At 68.5% G+C, this 16005-nt stretch carries 16 protein-coding genes; 3 read left to right on the forward strand and 13 right to left on the reverse strand.

The genetic code is table 11. The features are described from left to right. On the forward strand, window positions 1–398 hold a 398-nt coding region (locus VGC13_RS18775; protein ID WP_331126813.1), incomplete at its 5' end, for a hypothetical protein. A gap of 101 nt (window positions 399–499) precedes the next feature. Here the strand turns inward: VGC13_RS18775 and VGC13_RS18780 are convergent. The 9 genes from VGC13_RS18780 to VGC13_RS18820 form a co-directional block, all read right to left on the reverse strand. Further along, a complete protein-coding gene (locus tag VGC13_RS18780; protein ID WP_331126814.1) occupies window positions 500–1465 on the reverse strand; it encodes a PspA/IM30 family protein in 966 nt (321 codons plus the stop codon). A gap of 96 nt (window positions 1466–1561) precedes the next feature. Beyond that, on the reverse strand, window positions 1562–1957 hold the full coding sequence (locus tag VGC13_RS18785) for a hypothetical protein (protein ID WP_331126815.1): 396 nt from the start codon (window positions 1955–1957) through the stop codon (window positions 1562–1564). Then, entirely contained in the window at window positions 1957–2241 is a 285-nt protein-coding gene (locus tag VGC13_RS18790; RefSeq protein ID WP_331126816.1) for a hypothetical protein, read from the reverse strand. The genes VGC13_RS18785 and VGC13_RS18790 overlap by 1 nt, the downstream gene beginning before the upstream one ends. A gap of 712 nt (window positions 2242–2953) precedes the next feature. Then, window positions 2954–3844, reverse strand: a complete 891-nt coding sequence (gene sdaAA / locus VGC13_RS18795) for an L-serine ammonia-lyase, iron-sulfur-dependent, subunit alpha (RefSeq protein ID WP_331126817.1) — start codon at window positions 3842–3844, stop codon at window positions 2954–2956. A 135-nt stretch (window positions 3845–3979) separates the two neighbouring features. After that, window positions 3980–4645 (reverse strand): L-serine ammonia-lyase, iron-sulfur-dependent subunit beta, encoded by a 666-nt coding sequence (gene sdaAB / locus VGC13_RS18800; RefSeq protein WP_331126818.1) that lies wholly within the window; start codon window positions 4643–4645, stop codon window positions 3980–3982. A gap of 352 nt (window positions 4646–4997) precedes the next feature. Continuing rightward, window positions 4998–5528 carry a DUF2939 domain-containing protein gene (locus VGC13_RS18805; RefSeq protein ID WP_331126819.1) on the reverse strand — a complete coding sequence of 177 codons (531 nt, stop codon included), beginning with the start codon at window positions 5526–5528 and terminating at the stop codon, window positions 4998–5000. 137 nt (window positions 5529–5665) lie between these two features. Further along, window positions 5666–6379, reverse strand: coding sequence for an XAC2610-related protein (locus VGC13_RS18810; protein ID WP_331126820.1), 714 nt, complete (start codon window positions 6377–6379; stop codon window positions 5666–5668). A gap of 18 nt (window positions 6380–6397) precedes the next feature. After that, window positions 6398–7189, reverse strand: coding sequence for an ImmA/IrrE family metallo-endopeptidase (locus VGC13_RS18815; RefSeq protein WP_331126821.1), 792 nt, complete (start codon window positions 7187–7189; stop codon window positions 6398–6400). Window positions 7190–7265: 76 nt separating this feature from the next. Then, window positions 7266–8063 carry an alpha/beta hydrolase gene (locus tag VGC13_RS18820; RefSeq protein WP_331126822.1) on the reverse strand — a complete coding sequence of 266 codons (798 nt, stop codon included), beginning with the start codon at window positions 8061–8063 and terminating at the stop codon, window positions 7266–7268. 163 nt (window positions 8064–8226) lie between these two features. Between VGC13_RS18820 and VGC13_RS18825 the strand changes: the two genes are divergently transcribed. Both VGC13_RS18825 and VGC13_RS18830 read left to right on the forward strand, forming a co-directional pair. Then, window positions 8227–8763, forward strand: a complete 537-nt coding sequence (locus VGC13_RS18825; RefSeq protein ID WP_331126823.1) for a GNAT family N-acetyltransferase — start codon at window positions 8227–8229, stop codon at window positions 8761–8763. Between the two features lie 652 nt (window positions 8764–9415). Continuing rightward, the gene (locus tag VGC13_RS18830; RefSeq protein WP_331126824.1) at window positions 9416–10813 is read left to right on the forward strand and encodes an aminotransferase class V-fold PLP-dependent enzyme; all 1398 of its coding nucleotides are present in this window, start codon (window positions 9416–9418) and stop codon (window positions 10811–10813) included. Window positions 10814–11069: 256 nt separating this feature from the next. Here the strand turns inward: VGC13_RS18830 and VGC13_RS18835 are convergent, their stop codons facing one another. From VGC13_RS18835 to VGC13_RS18850, 4 genes are all read right to left on the reverse strand, one after another. Next, window positions 11070–12116, reverse strand: a complete 1047-nt coding sequence (locus VGC13_RS18835) for a TerC family protein (RefSeq protein ID WP_331126825.1) — start codon at window positions 12114–12116, stop codon at window positions 11070–11072. Window positions 12117–12829: 713 nt separating this feature from the next. Then, window positions 12830–12952: a hypothetical protein gene (locus VGC13_RS18840; RefSeq protein WP_331126826.1), complete on the reverse strand. Its 123-nt coding sequence runs from the start codon at window positions 12950–12952 to the stop codon at window positions 12830–12832. 402 nt (window positions 12953–13354) lie between these two features. After that, window positions 13355–14908 carry a M20/M25/M40 family metallo-hydrolase gene (locus VGC13_RS18845; RefSeq protein ID WP_331126827.1) on the reverse strand — a complete coding sequence of 518 codons (1554 nt, stop codon included), beginning with the start codon at window positions 14906–14908 and terminating at the stop codon, window positions 13355–13357. Window positions 14909–15080: 172 nt separating this feature from the next. Beyond that, a complete protein-coding gene (locus VGC13_RS18850; RefSeq protein ID WP_331126828.1) occupies window positions 15081–15887 on the reverse strand; it encodes a hypothetical protein in 807 nt (268 codons plus the stop codon). Window positions 15888–16005: the final 118 nt, after the last annotated feature.

Genomic DNA, 16005 nt, shown 5'->3' on the forward strand with positions numbered 1-16005 from the left:
GCCGGAGCGGTGCGGCGGGGCACCAGCAGCAGACAGTAGATTTCTCAGTCGGCGCGCAGGATTTCGGGCGAGCCGATGGTGCGGTGTGGCGCCTCCTTCGAAATGACATCCGGGCGCGAGCGCAGGGATTCTTAAACACACACTTACCGATCACGGCCACCAATGATATGACAATGCGCCCATTCATCCGCCGCGGAACCGTGCGTGCAGCCGCAATCGCTCTGCTCGCCTCCCTGGCGCTGCCGGCGCAGGCATTTGCCTGCTGGTATACGTGCACGGCAAAATACGGCTACCGCATGACGATCGGCGGTGAGTCGTACGTGCTTCAGTCCTGCACGCAGACCTGGCCCGATGATGCCAATCGTCCAATTACCAATTGTGTGTATTCGCAGGAGTAAACCGCGGGAGAATCCTTGTGCGGCAGGACGCAGAAACGCGGGGCCGGCATCGTTCGGATGCCGGCCCCGCGCTCGTCTGCGCCCGCTCACCGGACGGCGGATCAGCCGCGGTTCAGCGCGTCGATCTGGGCCGCGAGGTCGCGGTCGTTCACGCCCGGGCCCTGCGCCTGCGTGGCGTCGGAGGGCGCCGGGGGGAGCGGGGCAAAGGGCGCGCGCTCCTGCGCCGTGTACGCCGAGCCGTCGTCGGCCACGATCTCGGCGTCGTGCACGGTGGGCTGCGGCGCCGCGGGGGGCACCGCCGCCGAGGCGCCGGTGCCCAGCTGAAGCGAGCTCTGCGATCCCTGGCTCGGCAGCGACGGCTGGGCCGCCGGCGCGCCGGGGGGAAGCGCGATCCCCATCTTCTGCTTCATCTCCAGCAGCCGGTACTCGATGTCCTCGGACGACGAGCCCGCCTCCAGCGCCTTGAACTGCTTTTCCAGCGGGTCGCCGGACAGTTCTTCCGACACTTCGGCGGCGGCCAGGGCCAGGCGCTCGGTGTGCTCGATCTTCTGCGCCATGCGCTCGAAGGTCTGGAACGCCGACTGGTCGCTGAGACCCGCCATGGTCTCGTGGATGCGCTTCTGGGCCTGCGCGCGCTTCTGCTTGGCCACCAGCAGGTTCTTCTTGCGCTGCGCCTCCTCGATGCGCACCTGCAGCTGCCGCAGCGCGTCCTTCACCTTTTCGGTGTCGGCGGCCTGGCGCGTCCAGGTCTCGTGCATGCTGCGGGCACGCTCGGCGTACTCCTGCTGGCGCAGCAGCGCCTGACGGGCCAGGTCGTCGCGGCCCTGCTGCAGGGCCAGCATGGCGCGGCGCTCCCACTCCTGCGCCTGCTTGGCCTCGCTTTCCACCTGCGACTTGAGCTTGCGCTCTTCGGCGATGGCCAGCGCCACCTCCTGCTTGGCCCGGGTCTGCTGCTCGCGCATGTCGATGATGACCTGCTCGAGCATTTTTTCCGGGTTCTCGGCCCGGGCGATCAGGTCGTTCAGGTTGGACCGGATCAGCAGCGAAAGCTTGTCGAAGATTCCCATCGCTCGTTCAGCCGTATCGGGTTCCCCGGCGGGGGGGCGCGGCCGGGGGGCCGGGCCGTTGCGCCGGTGGCATCATACGTTCAGGTACCGCCGCCTTCAGCAGTCGCGAAAGGCGGACAGCGACTCCATCTGCGTGGCCATGGCCATGCCGAACGAGTCGATGGTGGCCTGGAACTCGTTGAAGTCCAGGTTTTCCAGCTCCAGCGACTCGGTAAGGATGACGTCGTCTTCTTCCAGCCCGTACGCCGCGTGCACCAGGTCGCTGGCGTTGGCCTGCAGCAGCTGCTTGTACAGCTGGGTGCACTTTTCGACGTCGCTGGGCAGGTCCAGCACCTTCATCCGGAACACCAGCAGCGGCGGCGCATAGCTCAGCACCACGGGCGTGCCGCCCTCGGCGCCGCCGGGGTACGCCAGCCACATTCCTTCACTTACTTCCTCGAAGTCCAGCTCCATCCGGTTGAGGAAGTTCACCACGTCCTCGCGGGTCACCATCACGTTGTCTCCGGGTTGTGGCCGTCGGGCCGCTCGGGTGCGGAAAGCTCGCCGGCGGGTCGCGCGCCGCCCTCCGAGAGCAGGCGCACCATGAACGACTGCTCTTCGGCCAGGCGGCGGACCTCGCCGTGCAGGCCATCCATCTCTTCGCGCAGGCGCTGGATCTGGGCGTCACGGCTCGCAAGCTCGTATCCGCCCCCTCCGCCTTCGCCCTTTATTGCGGTGATCACCCACCTGGCCGCCAAGCCAATGGCGATGATCATCGCGATCGTTGCAGTTCCCATCGTCCGTCGGGGTACGCGAGGCCAGGAGACAAAGTTTCACCCGCGGGGCGGCGTGTCCAGCCTCGCGCGGCGGATGGGCGGGACTTCGATCGCGCTTCGGTCAATTCGGCGCGAGCGGCGGGCGCCCCCTCCGCTCGCTTAGGCTCGCACCTCCCCCAAAACTGCTGGGGGAGGTTGGGGATGCCGATGGATCGCGGCTCGGCGAATTGCATCGAACTGGCGCGCGCCGGGGGCCCCTCCCCCGGCCCCTCCCTGTTCGTTCCTCACGGAGAGGGGAGCATTCGGTCGCGCTCCGGACGGTTCGGCGCGGGCGCCCCCTCCGGCTCGCTTAGGCTCGCCCCCTCCCCCAAAACTGCTGGGGGAGGTTGGGGTGCCGATGGATCGCGGCTCGGCGAATTGCATCGAACTGGCGCCCGCCGGGGGCCCCTCCCCCGGCCCCTCCCCGTTCGTTCCTCACGGAGAGGGGAGAATTCGATCCTGCTCCGAAATGCCTGTCGGGCGCGTCACCCTCCCCCGCGCTGTTTGCGGGGGAGGGCCGGGGCGGGGGGCGCCGGCCGACGCAGTGCGATCCCCCATCGAACCGCCCGAATCCCTGCCCCACCCCAACCTCCCCCAGACTTGGGGGAGGTGCGAGCCTAAGCGAGCGGAGGGGGCGCCCGCCGACGCAGTGCGGACCCGTTCGCCGAACCTCGGTCCCGAACCGCCGCTCCGCCTACCGGCTGGCGCCGGAGGGGCGCGAGGTGGGGCGGATCTGCACCAGGCGGCGGGCGCTGGGGGTGGCGGCCAGGCCGCCCATCGCCGTTTCGCGGTAGGCGCTGGGCATGCGGCGCCCCACCTCGCCCATCACGTCGATCACCTCGTCGGCGGTTACGGGAAAGTCCAGCCCCGCCAGCGCCATCTCGGCCGCGGCGATGGCCTGCATGGCGGCCGACGCGTTGCGGTAGATGCAGGGAATCTCCACCAGCCCGCCGATGGGGTCGCAGATCAGTCCCAGCATCCCCTGCAGGCACAGCGCAATGGCGGTCTGGATCTGCTCGTGCGAGCCGCCGTGCAGCCAGGTGACGGCGGCGGCGCCCATGGCGGCGGCGGTGCCCGTCTCCGCCTGGCATCCGCCCTCGGCGCCGGCCAGCGACGCGCGCTGGGCGATGACGCCGCCCACGCCGCCGGCCACCAGCATGGCATCCACCAGCCGCTCCTCGCCCATCCCGCCCTCGGCGAACTCGTCCACCGAGATCAGGATGGCCGGCAGCACCCCCGCCGCCCCGGCCGTGGGCGCGGCGACGATGAGCCCCATGGCGGCGTTCACCTCGAGCGTGGAGATGGCGCGGGCCAGCGTGGCCGTCACCCGGCTGCCCAGGATGTTGGGGCCGTTGTCCCACAGCTTCTTGGAGCGCCCGCCCGTCATCCCCGACGCCGACCGCACCTTGCCCTCGAGCCCCTCGTCGATGGCGCGCCGCATGACCTGCAGCGTGCGGGCGATGCGCGCGCGGATCTGCTCCTGCGGCACGCCGGTTTCGGTGGCCTCGGTGTCGAGCACCACCTGCGGCAGCGGGCGGCCGGACTGCTCTGCGTCGCGGACGAGGGATTCGATGGACTTGTGCATGGCCGGACTGCAGGGAATAGGGAATAGGGAACAGGGAACAGCCTGCAAAAACCAGCGCACCCCGACGGATCCCGGTGCCGTCCAGGGCCGTCAGGCCCGCTATTCCCTATTCCCTGTTCCCTATTCCCTGCCTCCTCAGGCGATCTTGGGAACGGCGCGGGCCCAGCGCAGCCACGGAAACCCGCGGATCGCCGCCAGGGCCGCGTCGCTCACGGGCTCGTCGGCCTCGATGGTCATCATGGCGTCCTGGTGCCGGCCGGTGCGGTCCACGCGCATGGTGGCCAGGTTCACGTGGTGGCCGGCCATGATGGTGGCCACGCAGGCAATGGTGCCGGGCTCGTCGTGCGCCAGCAGGACTACGGTGTGGTAGCCGCCGGTGAGCGCCACGGGAAAGCCGTCGATCTCGGACACCTCCACCCGGCCGCCGCCCAGCGAGGCGCCGCGCACCACCAGCCGGTCTTCGCCGCGCTCCACGTGGAAGATGGCGGTGTTGGGATGCGCGTCGTCGCCCAGATCCACCTCCTCGAACGTCCACTGCAGCCCGGCGGCCTGCGCCTCGGCGTAGGCTTCGCGCAGGCGCAGGTCGTCCGGCTCAAGGCCGACGAGGCCGCCCACGATGGCGCGGTGCGTCCCGTGCCCCTCGCCCGTGGCGGCGAAGGAGCCGTGCAGCTGAATGCGCACGCGGTCCGGCATGCCGCCCGCGACGGCGCGCGCTATCAGGCCCAGGCGGCACGCGCCCGCCGTGTGCGACGAGGAGGGGCCGACCATGGTGGGTCCCAGGATGTCGAAGAGTGATACCATGCGCGCAAGATAGGCGTGGTGGACGGCGGAGGCCAGACGGGCGACGGCAGGGGACAGGTTACAGGGGACAGGTTACAGCGAACAGGTGATCGGATGCGCGGATGCTCGATCGGCGAGGTGGATTCCGCGGTTCGCGAGTCCGCGCAGGCGGACTTTGCGATTTTCCAGCGGCGAATTCATTCGCTCCAGCGGGCGGACGGCACGTTGCCGGATCAGAATCGCACCGGAGCATCAATCGCCCGGGACCAGGCTGGCCCAGTGACAGGGTCCACGATCCACGGTCGTTCCGGCCAACAAAAGGCCCACCAGCGGGCATCGGCGGGTGGGCCTCGTTCGTACGCGGAGCGGCGGGCTACTTCGCGGCGTCGGCGCCGAAGCGGACACCGCTGAGGCGCCAGCGCAGGCCGTCGCGGCGCATCACCAGCGCCATCTGCTGATCGCCGGATTCGCGGTCGCGGTACTGCACCACGAACTTGTCCGACGCCTCGTACCTCCGCGCGATCTTCACGTCGTCGCGCCAGCTCTTGCCGTCCCCCGAATCCTCGCCGCCTTCGTTGTCCGTGGGGGTGCGGCCCTTCATCAGCAGGCTGATCCCCTCGGGCGTGACGGCGGCGTTCACCATCGGCTCCACGATCACGCCCGCCACGGCGGCGCCGATCGCGGAGAAGTGGTTGTTGTCCCGCGAGATCCCCCGCGCCACCGTGCTCTGCACCTCGCCCTTGAGGCTGGTGCGCAGCGCGGGAAAGTCCACCATGTCGTTCAGCGCCTCGCTGTCGCCACGCTCGGCGGCGGCCTGCAGCTTGTTGACGGCCATGTACGGCGTGAAGTACAGCCATCCGGCGGCGGCGAACAGGACCAGCGCGAACAGGGGAAACTTCTTCATCTCAGGAAACTCCGGGGAGGGCGATCGGGGAAAGGCGTGGGCCGCGGAAACCGATGTTCAGGCCCGCGGCGGTGCCTGTACCCCGGACGCCGGAGCAGGTGCCCGCCTTGGCGTCCGGTGGATGGATGCGACGCGCGTCACGGAGTCATCCACGTGGGGCCGGCACGCAGCTCGGCTTCATCCTCCAGCGTGTCGCGCTTCGCCTCCACCAGCTCGGCACCGCGGGGGTGGCGGACGATGTGGACGTAGCGGTCGGCATCCAGCGACGTCTGCTCTTCTTCGCGCACCGTCACCAGGCGGCCGTTCGCCCACCGCAGGCGCGCGGCGGTCCACATGCGGCCGCCGTGCCCGCCGCGGTTGAAGGTGGCGTGCTCGCGCGCGGGGGAATCGGGCGTCAGCGTCTCCCACTCGCCCGCCGCGACGAAGCGCCGGGTTTGCGGATCGAAGCGCCAGTACTCGCTGCGCGAGTTGGCCATCGCCGAGTACGACAGGAAGGCGAGGTCCGCGTAGCCGTCGAAATCCAGGTCGATGGTGGACAGGCGCTCCATGTCCACCCCCGGCGGAAGCGAGTTCTCGCGCGGCTTCAGCGTCTGGACCGTCCGCCCGTCGACGGAGACGACGATGCTGTCCACGGCCGACTCGGCGCCGTGCAGGGTTACGCCATGCGGCGGCAGAGATGGATGGATGCGGATCATCTGCCCCGCCCCGCCCGCCGGCACCGTGTCCACCGCCTGCCGCACGGGCGCGCTGTCCGCCGCGGCGACCTCCTCCGCCCGACGCGCGGGCGCTTGGTCCGGCGCAGAGCACGCCGCCAGCGCGCAGGCAGCCGCCAGCATCCCCATCGTCCGCATCACGCAGGCTCCTTCACATTAGTGATTTCGTCCAGAAAACAGATCGTTTAGCGCTTCTCCAACAACATCTCCCAGGCGCCGCAAAGGCACTGGTATTCCTTGTTCTCTCACCAACCCTAACGAATAGAGCCTTATCCGAACGACAGACTGAGACGTTTCATAGCGCTCCGCCAAGATTCGGATTGTCGAGTAGAAATCCGCGTAGCTTCCACGCTGGTTCGTAAGCCACACCACGCCTAGATGTCGATTGATTCCGATATGCCGTTGTACGGCAACGAGCGCAGTCTCCAACGTACTACTCGGTACCAAGATAGCTCCTGCGAACCGATTCGCCTGCCACTCCAGGATAGAACGTGGATTATCGCCTTGGAATCGACCCATAACGATTTCACGGGGACTATCCAAGATGATCTGATCGTCTTCTGCGAGATCAACCAAGTCGGCAGGTGGCATCTCAGCCTGACGATCTCTGAAAACTTCTGGATCTATGTTGCGATGTAGATAGAAGTGACCGAGTTCGTGAGCTACCGTGAAGGCAAGACGGGGATCGCCTTCAAGAAGTGATTTGTGGACATAGAGGATCTTTTGTGTAAGGTGGTACGCACCCAAGTAGTCTTCACCTAAATCAGCCGCGACATACTGGAACCAGCCCTCCATTTGCAGTTGTCGGACAATTCGAAAGATCGGCAGCCGTATGGGCCGCGTCAGACATTGAGGGGCGACCTTACGTAAGAACCGCTCTGCTATACGTTCTATATCATGTTCCGAATAGAACGGAATGCCTTTTCTGTCCCGTTTAACCGGCGTCATTCTTCCTCCACAAAACGCACGGCAGGCACGGTAGCCGAGGACCAATGCCCAGCACGGCACATCCCCATCGTCCACATCATCCCTGCTCCTTTGCGTCACCCGCGTCTGGCAGGCTGCCGGCGAACCGCCGCAGCGCGTCCCAGTACCGCTCGCCCGCCACCCACTGCAGGTCGTTGTGCCCGGCGTCCTGCACCCACAGCCGATGCTTGGGCGCGGGCGCCATCTCGTACAGCCGCTCCCCGTGCGCAAAGGCCACCACCTCGTCGCGCGTGCCGTGGATCACCAGCACGGGCGCCGTTACGCGCGGCAGCTTGTCCGCGGTGCGAAAGCGGTCGAACGGGACCAGCGGATAGCTGCGGACGACGCGGAAGATGGTGGTGAACGTGCTCTCCAGCACCAGCCCGGCGACGGGCCGGCGGCTGGCCAGGTCCGCCGCCACCGCGCCGCCCAGCGACCGCCCGTGCGCGATGATGCGCTCCGGCGGCACGCCCGCGGTGCGCGTCAGGTAGTGGTACGCGGCGTCGACGTCCACGTACGCGGCGCGCTCGGAGGGGCGGCCGGTGCTGAGCCCGTAGCCGCTGTAGTCGTACGCCAGCACGCTGAAGCCGGCGTCGCGCATCTCGCGCAGAAAGGGCAGGTCGTCGCCCAGGTGCTCGCCGTTGCCGTGGCTGAACAGCAGGGTGTAGCGCGCCCGCGGGTTCCGCAGGTGCACGGCCGCGATGGTGCCGCCGCCTTCGCGGGGGATCAGCAGGATCTCCGGCGTCTGCGTGTAGACCTGGCGCGGTGGCAGAAAGATGAGCCGCTCGGCGAACAGCCACACCAGCCCCGCGAACGCGGCGTAGCCGATCAGCACCAGCAGCAGGATCCGCGGCACGCGAAGTTTCGGGAACGGGCGCATGGGTCGGAGCGAGGGGAACGGCGGTCCCGGAAGATAGGGCGCGGCCGTTTCGCGGGCCATCCCGCGGGTGAACGGGTGAACGGGTGAACGGGTGAACGGGTGAACGGGTGAACGGGTGAACGGGTGAACGGGTGAACGGGTGAACGGGGAATCTATCAGGATCCTCACCGCGGACGACGCGGCGGCGTACCAGGCGCTGCGGCTGCGGGGGCTGCAGGAGAGCCCGGCGGCGTTCGGCTCCACCTACCAGAGCGAGGTGGACATCCCGCTGCCGTGGATCGCCGAGCGCCTTGCCCGTGGCGCCGGCCGCGAAGACGTGATGTTCGGTGCGTTCGATGACGGCGGGGCGCTGGTGGGCCTTGCCGGGCTGGGGCGCCAGACCGGCCTCAAGACGCGCCACCGCGCCCACGTCTGGGGGATGTACGTGGCCCCCGAAGCGCGCGGCCGCGGCGTGGGCCGCGCGCTGATGCAGGCCCTGATCGCCCACGCCCGTACCCTGGATGGCGTCGAGCGCCTCACCCTGGTCGTCGAGAGCGGAAACCAGGCCGCCCGCGCCCTCTACCACGCCGCCGGCTTCGTCACCTACGGCGTCGAGCCGCAGGCTTACAAGCTGGACGGCGACTACTGGGACTCCGAACTGATGTCGCTGGCATTGGCCGCTGATGCATCGTCCTGAGAGGAACGGGCAAAGCCCATCGGTTCCCGCGAGTGCACTGTCGTCCTGAGCCTGAGAGGGTGTTGCTAAACCCCGAAACTCACAACGAAGCGTGACTTCCTGAGGGAGCGCACCACGGGGAACCAGAAACTACACAACCCCCTGCGCGCTACCGAAGAATCTACTCTCGGCCACGCCAAGGCCAGATCCAGAGTTGCGATCCAGCCCATTCGTACTGCCGGCTAGATCCTTCGGTCGGCGCCAAGCTTCTTCGTAGCGGCGGGTCAGGCGCGGCGCCTCCCTCAGGAAGTCAATCGCGGGGTGAGGTTTGGCAACACCCTGTGAGGGAGTGCGCCACGTGCAACCAGCGGCCATCTCAGCACTTACGCGCAACCCATGGCTCCTCTCCGCCTGCTGAGGGGTCAGATTCAGAGCGCATGATCCGGCCGCTCGGGTCTGCCGGCAAGATCCTTCGGTCGGCGCTCTGAGCCAGTCGTAACAGATTGTGCGGCGCGGCGCCTTCCTCAGGATGTCAGGCCGGGGTGAGGCCCGGCAGCACGCCGACGCTTCGGCTCTCCGCATCCCCCTACCGTCCAAACTCTTCCCTCTGCTGGCGTTGTGGCGTATTTTCGATGATTGCCGCAGCACATCCGCCCACGAAAAGACCACGCCGATGGACGCACGGTTCGAGGAGCTGAGAAGGCGCGAGTTCAGCAGGCTGGACGCGCAGGGGCACGTGTACCTGGACTACACGGGCGCCGGGCTCTACTCCGAGCGGCAGGTGCGCGCCAACGCGGAGTTCCTGTGCGGCAGCGTGTTCGGCAACCCGCACTCGCGAAACCCCACCTCGCTGGCCGCCACGCAGCTGTGCGAAGACGCCCGCACCCGCGTGCTGGACTACTTCAACGCCGACCCCGAGCTGTACGAGGTCGTCTTTACCCTGAACGCCAGCGGCGCGCTGAAGCTGGTGGGCGAGGCGTTTCCGTGGGAGCCGGGCGGCCGCATTCTCCTTACGGCCGACAACCACAACTCGGTCAACGGCCTGCGCGAGTTCGCCAGCGCGCACGGCGCGGACGTGCGCTACGTGCCGCCCTGCCCCGACCTGCGGCTGAACGCGCTGGAGGAGCACATGGCGGGCGCGGACCGCAACGCGCACAACCTGTTCGCCTTTCCGGCGCAGTCCAACTTCTCCGGCGTAAAGCACTCGCTGGACGCAATCCAGCTGGCGCACGACCACGGCTACCACGTGCTGCTGGACGCCGCCGCGTTCGTCCCCACCAACCCGCTGGACCTGCGCCGGTACGCGCCGGACTTCGTCTGCATCTCGTTCTACAAGATGTTCGGCTTTCCCACGGGCGTGGGCGTGCTGCTGGCGCGCCGCAACGCGCTGGGCGAGCTGCACCGCCCCTGGTTCGCGGGCGGCACCGTGCGCTTCGTGAGCGCGCAGAACAAGGACGTGCACCTGCAGCACGTCACCGGCCGCGCGTTCGAGGACGGCACGCTGAACTACCTGGGGATCGCGGCGGTGCCCGCGGGGCTGGACTTCCTGGAGGAGATCGGCATCGAGCGCATCAACGCGCACGTCATGGGGCTGACGGAAACGCTGCTGAACGACATGCTGGCGCTGCGGCACGGCAACGGCGCGCCCATGGTGCGCATCTACGGGCCGGAGAACATGGAGATGCGCGGCGGCACCATCGCCTTCAACCTGCTGGACCCCGAGGGCGGGCTGGTGGACTTTCGCGCGGTGGAGCAGCGGTCCAACGAGGCGGGCATCTCGCTGCGCACGGGCTTCTTCTGCAACCCCGGCGCGGCCGAGTTCGCCTTCGAGTACCCGGACGAAGAGGCGTTCCGCTGCATCAAGACGCTCACCCCCGAGACTTTCAACATCCAGGTGTTCAGCGACTGCATGAGCGACCACCCCGTGGGCGCCGTGCGCGTGTCGGTGGGCATCGCCAGCAACCGGGCCGACCTGGACCGGCTGATGGAGGTGCTGTGCTCGTTCCGCGACGACGGCTGCGCGGCCCTCCCCGGCGCCGCCGCGCTCCCCGCCCTGGCCACGGTGGACTGAGCCGGATCCGCAGGAACGACCGGTATCACTTCGTCCGTAAAAAGCGGGGGGTACAGAGGGACAGTGAACAGCCAGAGGAGCAGAGGACAATCGATCTCCTCTGCTCCTCTGGCTGTTCTCCGTTCCTCTGTACTTTCCAGCGTTGTTTCTTCCGGACCGAGGGATGACGCACACGCCTTCGGCCTGCATGGATGCACGAAGCCCCTCCCGGACGCCGGGAGGGGCTTCTTCGTTCACCCGCTCACCCGTTCACCCTCTACCGCCGCTCCCGTACCGGCTCGTTGTCAGGCGGCAGAATGGGGCGCGCGGGGTCGTCGGCGGGGTCCAGCGGATCGTGCGAGACCTCGTCGTGCGTCTCGAGCTGCTTGGGGAACATCAGCGACAGCACCACGGCCCCGATCAGCACGCCCGCCACGACCAGCAGCGAGATGGCGACCGGCACGTGGAAGTACCCGCTGGCCAGCATCTTGGCGCCGATGAACATCAGCACGATGGACAGGCCCAGCTTGAGGTAGTGGAACTTGTCGATGACGCCGGCCAGCAGAAAGTACAGCGACCGCAGGCACAGGATGGCGAACACGTTGCTGGTGTACACCAGGAACGGGTCGCGCGTGACGGCGAAGATGGCGGGAATGCTGTCGACCGCGAAGATGAGGTCGGTGGTCTCGACCATCACCAGCACCACGAACAGCGGGGTGGCCGCCGTGCGCAGCGTGCCGCCGATGTTCTCCTTGACGAAGAAGTGCTTTTCGCGGTAGTCCGACGTCACGGGAAAGAAGCGCCGGATGAGCTTGAGCGCCGGGTTGGACTCGGGCTCGATGTCCATCTCGTCCTGGGTGGCCATCTTGATGCCGGTGTACACCAGGAAGGCGCCGAACACGTAGATGATCCAGTGGAACCGCTCGATGAGCAGCGCCCCCGCGGCGATCATCACGCCGCGCATGATCAGCGCGCCCAGCACGCCCCAGAACAGCACCCGGTGCTGAAACTGCGGCGGTACCTTGAAGTACGCGAAGATCAGGACGAAGACGAAGATGTTGTCTACCGAGAGCGCCAGCTCGATCAGGTAGCCAGTCAGGAACTCCAGCGCGTCCTTCTGCCCGCCGACGCCCTCGACCGGCAGGTAGTTGAGCCAGATGGCGCCGGCGAAGATGCTGGCGAGCGTGACGGTAAGGGCCGCGAACAGCCCCGCCTCGCGCACCTTTACCACGTGCGCCTTGCGGTTCAGCACGCCCAGGTCAAAGGCCAGGATCACCAGCACCAGGGCGGTGAACGCCACGTACGGCCAAACTGTTCCGTTCAAAACCGTTCCCATCCTCCACGGCCGCCGCGCATCCGCGCGGCGTAGACACGAAAAAAAAGACGAGCCCTTCGTCCGGGGCGCGGCCGGCGGCCGTCCCCTGCGACGAAGGTCTCGTCCTGACGATGAGTGCCCCTGCGGGCCTTCTGCGTCCCAACCGGACCGTGCGGGCTGTGCCCGCAGTCTTGACGATCCGGCCGCCGGCTTTCTCGCCGGTGGACTACTCCCCTTCTCGTTTTTCGAACGGTGAACCTACGGAGCAATTCTCCTGCCGTCAACGCCGCGGGGTTCCGGGTCGACGAATTCCTCGTCACCCCCGGGTTGAAGCCCGGGGTCAAAGCCCCGGGCTAAAGCCCGGGGCTGGAAAGGCCACAAGCCCCGCCCTGGGCTCGCGGAGCTCGCCCGGCGGGGCTTCAACCGCTCGCGTGGGCCACGCCCGCACTCCGGCGACAGCCAGCCTGTTCGAACATCCTCGACCCGCACGCTGACTTCCTGAGGGAGCGCACCACCTGCAATCAGAAGTCACACGATCGATTGCGCGCGACCGAAGGACCTCCTCTCCCTGCCGCGGAACCGGCTCCGGAGAACAGAGCCGGCCCCTCGGTTCTGCCGGCGAGGTCCTTCGGTCGGCGCCAGGGTCCATCGTACGAGACAGTCCGGCGCGGCGCCTCCCTCAGGAAGTCAATCGCTCCGTATTATTTAGCCGCATCCCGGGCTCAACTCGGCTCCATCATCATCACGGCGGCCATGGTCTCGATGGCGTCCCACAGGTTCTGCAGGCGCAGGTTCTCGTCCTCGGCGTGCTGGTTGTTGTCGTGGTTCACCACGGGCACGGTCACGGTGCGCGTGCCCAGTCACCCCGGGCTAAAGCCCGGGGCTGGAAAGGCCACAAGCCCCACCCTGGGCTCGCGGAGCTCGCCCGGCGGGGCTTCAACCGCTCGCGTGGGCCACGCCCGCACTCCGGGGACGGTTCGTCTCGGCGAACACCTACGAGTCCGCACGTGACTTCCTGAGGGAGCGCACCACCTGCAATCAGAAGTCACACGATCGATTGCGCGCGACCGAAGGACCTCCTCTCCCTGCCGCGGGGCCGGCTCCGGAGAACAGAGGCCGGCCCCTTGGTTCTGCCGGCGAGGTCCTTCGGTCGGCGCCAGGGTCCATCGTACGAGAAAGTCCGGCGCGGCGCCTCCCTCAGGAAGTCAATCATATATCACTCTGTATCATTTGGATGCATCCCGGGCTCAGCTCGGCTCCATCATCATCACGGCGGCCATGGTCTCGATGGCGTCCCACAGGTTCTGCAGGCGCAGGTTCTCGTCTTCGGCGTGCTGGTTGTTGTCGTGGTTCACCACGGGCACGGTCACGGTGCGCGTGCCCAGCGCCTCGCTGATGATGGAAAGCGGCAGGCTGCCGCCCAGCGTGGGAACGGCGTACACGGGCTCGGGGGTGGTGGACCGCACGGCGCGCAGCACCCCCTGCGACACGGGAAGGTCCATGGGCGTGCGCTCGGCGTTGTAGCCGCCGGGGCGCACCCGCACCCGCGCCAGCCGCGGGTGCCGGCCGCGCTCCTCGACCGTGGGCTCGTGGCCGATGACGTGGTAGCCCTGCCGGCGGATGTGTTCCATCAGCCGCTGCGCCTGCCGCCGGTGGTCGTTGCCGCGCACCAGCCGCAGGTCGAGCACCGCCGACGCCTCGGTGGGGATCACGTTGCGCGCGCCCGCCGCGATGCCGCCGCTTTCGAACCCGTTGATGTTCAGCGACGGCAGGGTGATGAGCTCCGCCAGCGAGGGGCCGGTGATCTCGGGGAGGGCGATGCCCAGCTCCGCCATCAGCTGGGGGTCGTTCATCGGCAGCTCGCGGATGGCCTGGCGCTCGGCGGGGCCCAGCGGCTCCACGTCGTCGTACCAGCCGGCGATGCTCACGCGGCCGTGCTCGTCCTTCATGGACGACAGCAGCCGGGCCAGCAGCAGCGCGGGGTTGGGCGCCCAGTTGCCGTAGTGGCCCGAGTGCAGCGGGCGCGCGGGGCCGTACACCGTCACGTCCACGTTCACGTCGCCCCGCACCCCGAACACCACCTGCTTGCGCCCGTCCTGGTGCACCGGCCCGTCCGCCACGATCCAGGCGTCGGCCCGCAGCAGCTGCGCGTGGCCGCGCAGGATGGCGTCCAGGTGCGGCGAGCCGGCCTCCTCTTCGCCCTCGAAGAAGAACTTGAGGTTGGAGGTGGGGGTGAGCCCCGCCGCCTTCAGCGCGTCCACGGCGGAAAGGATGGCCATCACCCCGGCCTTGTCGTCGCTGGCGGAGCGGGCGTACAGCCGCCACTCCGGGTCGATGGGCTGCCCGGCGGCGGGAAGGGGGACGATCTGCCCGCCCCGGTCCAGCCGCGCGGTGCGAAAGACGGGGCGCCAGGGATGGCTGCCGTGCCACGCGGCGCTGTCCGAGGGCTGGCCGTCGTAGTGGGCGTACAGCACCAGCGTGCGCGTGGCGCCGGGCACGTTCCACTCGCCGTAGACGGCGGGCGGCGCGCCCTGGGCCTCCAGCAGCCGGGGACCCAGGCCGCGGCGCCGCATCATCTCCATCAAATGCGCGGCGTTGCGGCGGATGTCGTCCGGGTTGCGCGCCACGTTGGGGAGCGCCAGGAAGTCCACGTACTCGCGCAGCAGCGCGTGCTCGTTGGCGCGCCGCCACTCGCGCACCCGCGGCGTCTGCGTCTGCGCGGGTGCGGGCGGCGGCGCAAGGAGGGCGGAGAGCAGGCCCAGCGCCAGCCCGGCGCGGATCAGGGGGGTCAGGCGGATCATGGAAAGGACGGTGGAGGTCGGGAGGGCGGCCGGTTCCGCAAGGACGATACGTGTCTGGATACGGGTATGGTCGCGACCGGAGCCGCGCCGCGCAACGATCATCCGAAAAACGGACGGCCCCGCACGAAAAACGCGCGGGGCCGCCGGGGCCGCGAAAGGGGCCGGCGCGCCGTCAGCCCACGTTCACGCCGGCCATCTGCAGCACCAGGATGACGACCACCATGGCCGCGAACACCAGCCCGGCCGCGCCGGCGAACGCGCCCACCTGCGCGCCCAGCACCCGGCGCCTGCGCATTCCGTACAGCCGCGGAAGCACGCGGCACGGAAGCACCAGCGCCACGTACGCCAGCAGCAGGGTTTCCGCGGCCAGCGCCACGTCCCAGGCGGTGGGGGTCACCACGATGGCCGCCATCAGCAGCAGGTTGGTGCCCGCGAGGTACGCGTTGAACACCGAGGCCTCCTCGACGGAGACGCGCCGGCCGGTGCTCCAGTGAAAGGCCAGGCCGTACAGGGCCAGGTACACCAGCAGCACCAGCAGGGTGAGCTCCGTGTTCACCTCCTCGGCCAGCCCGCCCATCCCGGGAATGAGCTCGGTGACCGCCGCGCCGGCCGCCTTGCTGGCCAGCACGTTGGCGATGAAGCTGAGGATGAGGAACTTGACGGGCGTCTGCAGCCGGCCGGCGGGGAACGCGTCCGGCACCGGCGGGGGAAAGACGTGGCCGGCGCGCACGGCGGGGCCCGCCATCACCGTGCGAAAGAAGCGGGTGGGGCGCGCGATCATCCACCATGCGGTAGTGGCGTACTCGCGCAGGTCCATCACGCGGTCCACGACGATGGCGTCCCACGCCTCGGCCAGGGTGTGCCTGTGCGTGGGCGCGAGCTCCTTTCCGCAGGCGCTGCAGTACGTGCCGGAATCCAGGGCTCCGCAGTGGGCGCAGGCGATCAGTCCGGTGGCGGCGGCGGGGCTCAGTTCGGTCATGCGGGGATACGGAGGAAGTACGGGATGGGACACCGCGGACGGGTGCGGTCCGCGGCGGCCGGATGCAGGCCCGGAGGGATAACATTCCGTCGGGATTTTGGGAAGTCCCGCCCGCGCC

It is taken from the genome of Longimicrobium sp. (assembly GCF_036399255.1).
Classification (GTDB): Bacteria; Gemmatimonadota; Gemmatimonadetes; order Longimicrobiales; family Longimicrobiaceae; genus Longimicrobium.

Bases quoted from the DNA above. Each gene is read 5' to 3' on its own strand.
- VGC13_RS18815 (WP_331126821.1), bottom strand. From the start codon at position 7,189: ATGACGCCGGTTAAACGGGACAGAAAAGGCATTCCGTTCTATTCGGAA.
- VGC13_RS18785 (WP_331126815.1), bottom strand. From the start codon at position 1,957: ATGGTGACCCGCGAGGACGTGGTGAACTTCCTCAACCGGATGGAGCTG.
- sdaAA (WP_331126817.1), bottom strand. From the start codon at position 3,844: ATGCACAAGTCCATCGAATCCCTCGTCCGCGACGCAGAGCAGTCCGGC.
- VGC13_RS18780 (WP_331126814.1), bottom strand. From the start codon at position 1,465: ATGGGAATCTTCGACAAGCTTTCGCTGCTGATCCGGTCCAACCTGAAC.
- VGC13_RS18850 (WP_331126828.1), bottom strand. From the start codon at position 15,887: ATGACCGAACTGAGCCCCGCCGCCGCCACCGGACTGATCGCCTGCGCC.
- VGC13_RS18790 (WP_331126816.1), bottom strand. From the start codon at position 2,241: ATGGGAACTGCAACGATCGCGATGATCATCGCCATTGGCTTGGCGGCC.
- VGC13_RS18845 (WP_331126827.1), bottom strand. From the start codon at position 14,908: ATGATCCGCCTGACCCCCCTGATCCGCGCCGGGCTGGCGCTGGGCCTG.
- VGC13_RS18810 (WP_331126820.1), bottom strand. From the start codon at position 6,379: ATGCGGACGATGGGGATGCTGGCGGCTGCCTGCGCGCTGGCGGCGTGC.
- VGC13_RS18805 (WP_331126819.1), bottom strand. From the start codon at position 5,528: ATGAAGAAGTTTCCCCTGTTCGCGCTGGTCCTGTTCGCCGCCGCCGGA.
- VGC13_RS18830 (WP_331126824.1), top strand. From the start codon at position 9,416: ATGGACGCACGGTTCGAGGAGCTGAGAAGGCGCGAGTTCAGCAGGCTG.
- sdaAB (WP_331126818.1), bottom strand. From the start codon at position 4,645: ATGGTATCACTCTTCGACATCCTGGGACCCACCATGGTCGGCCCCTCC.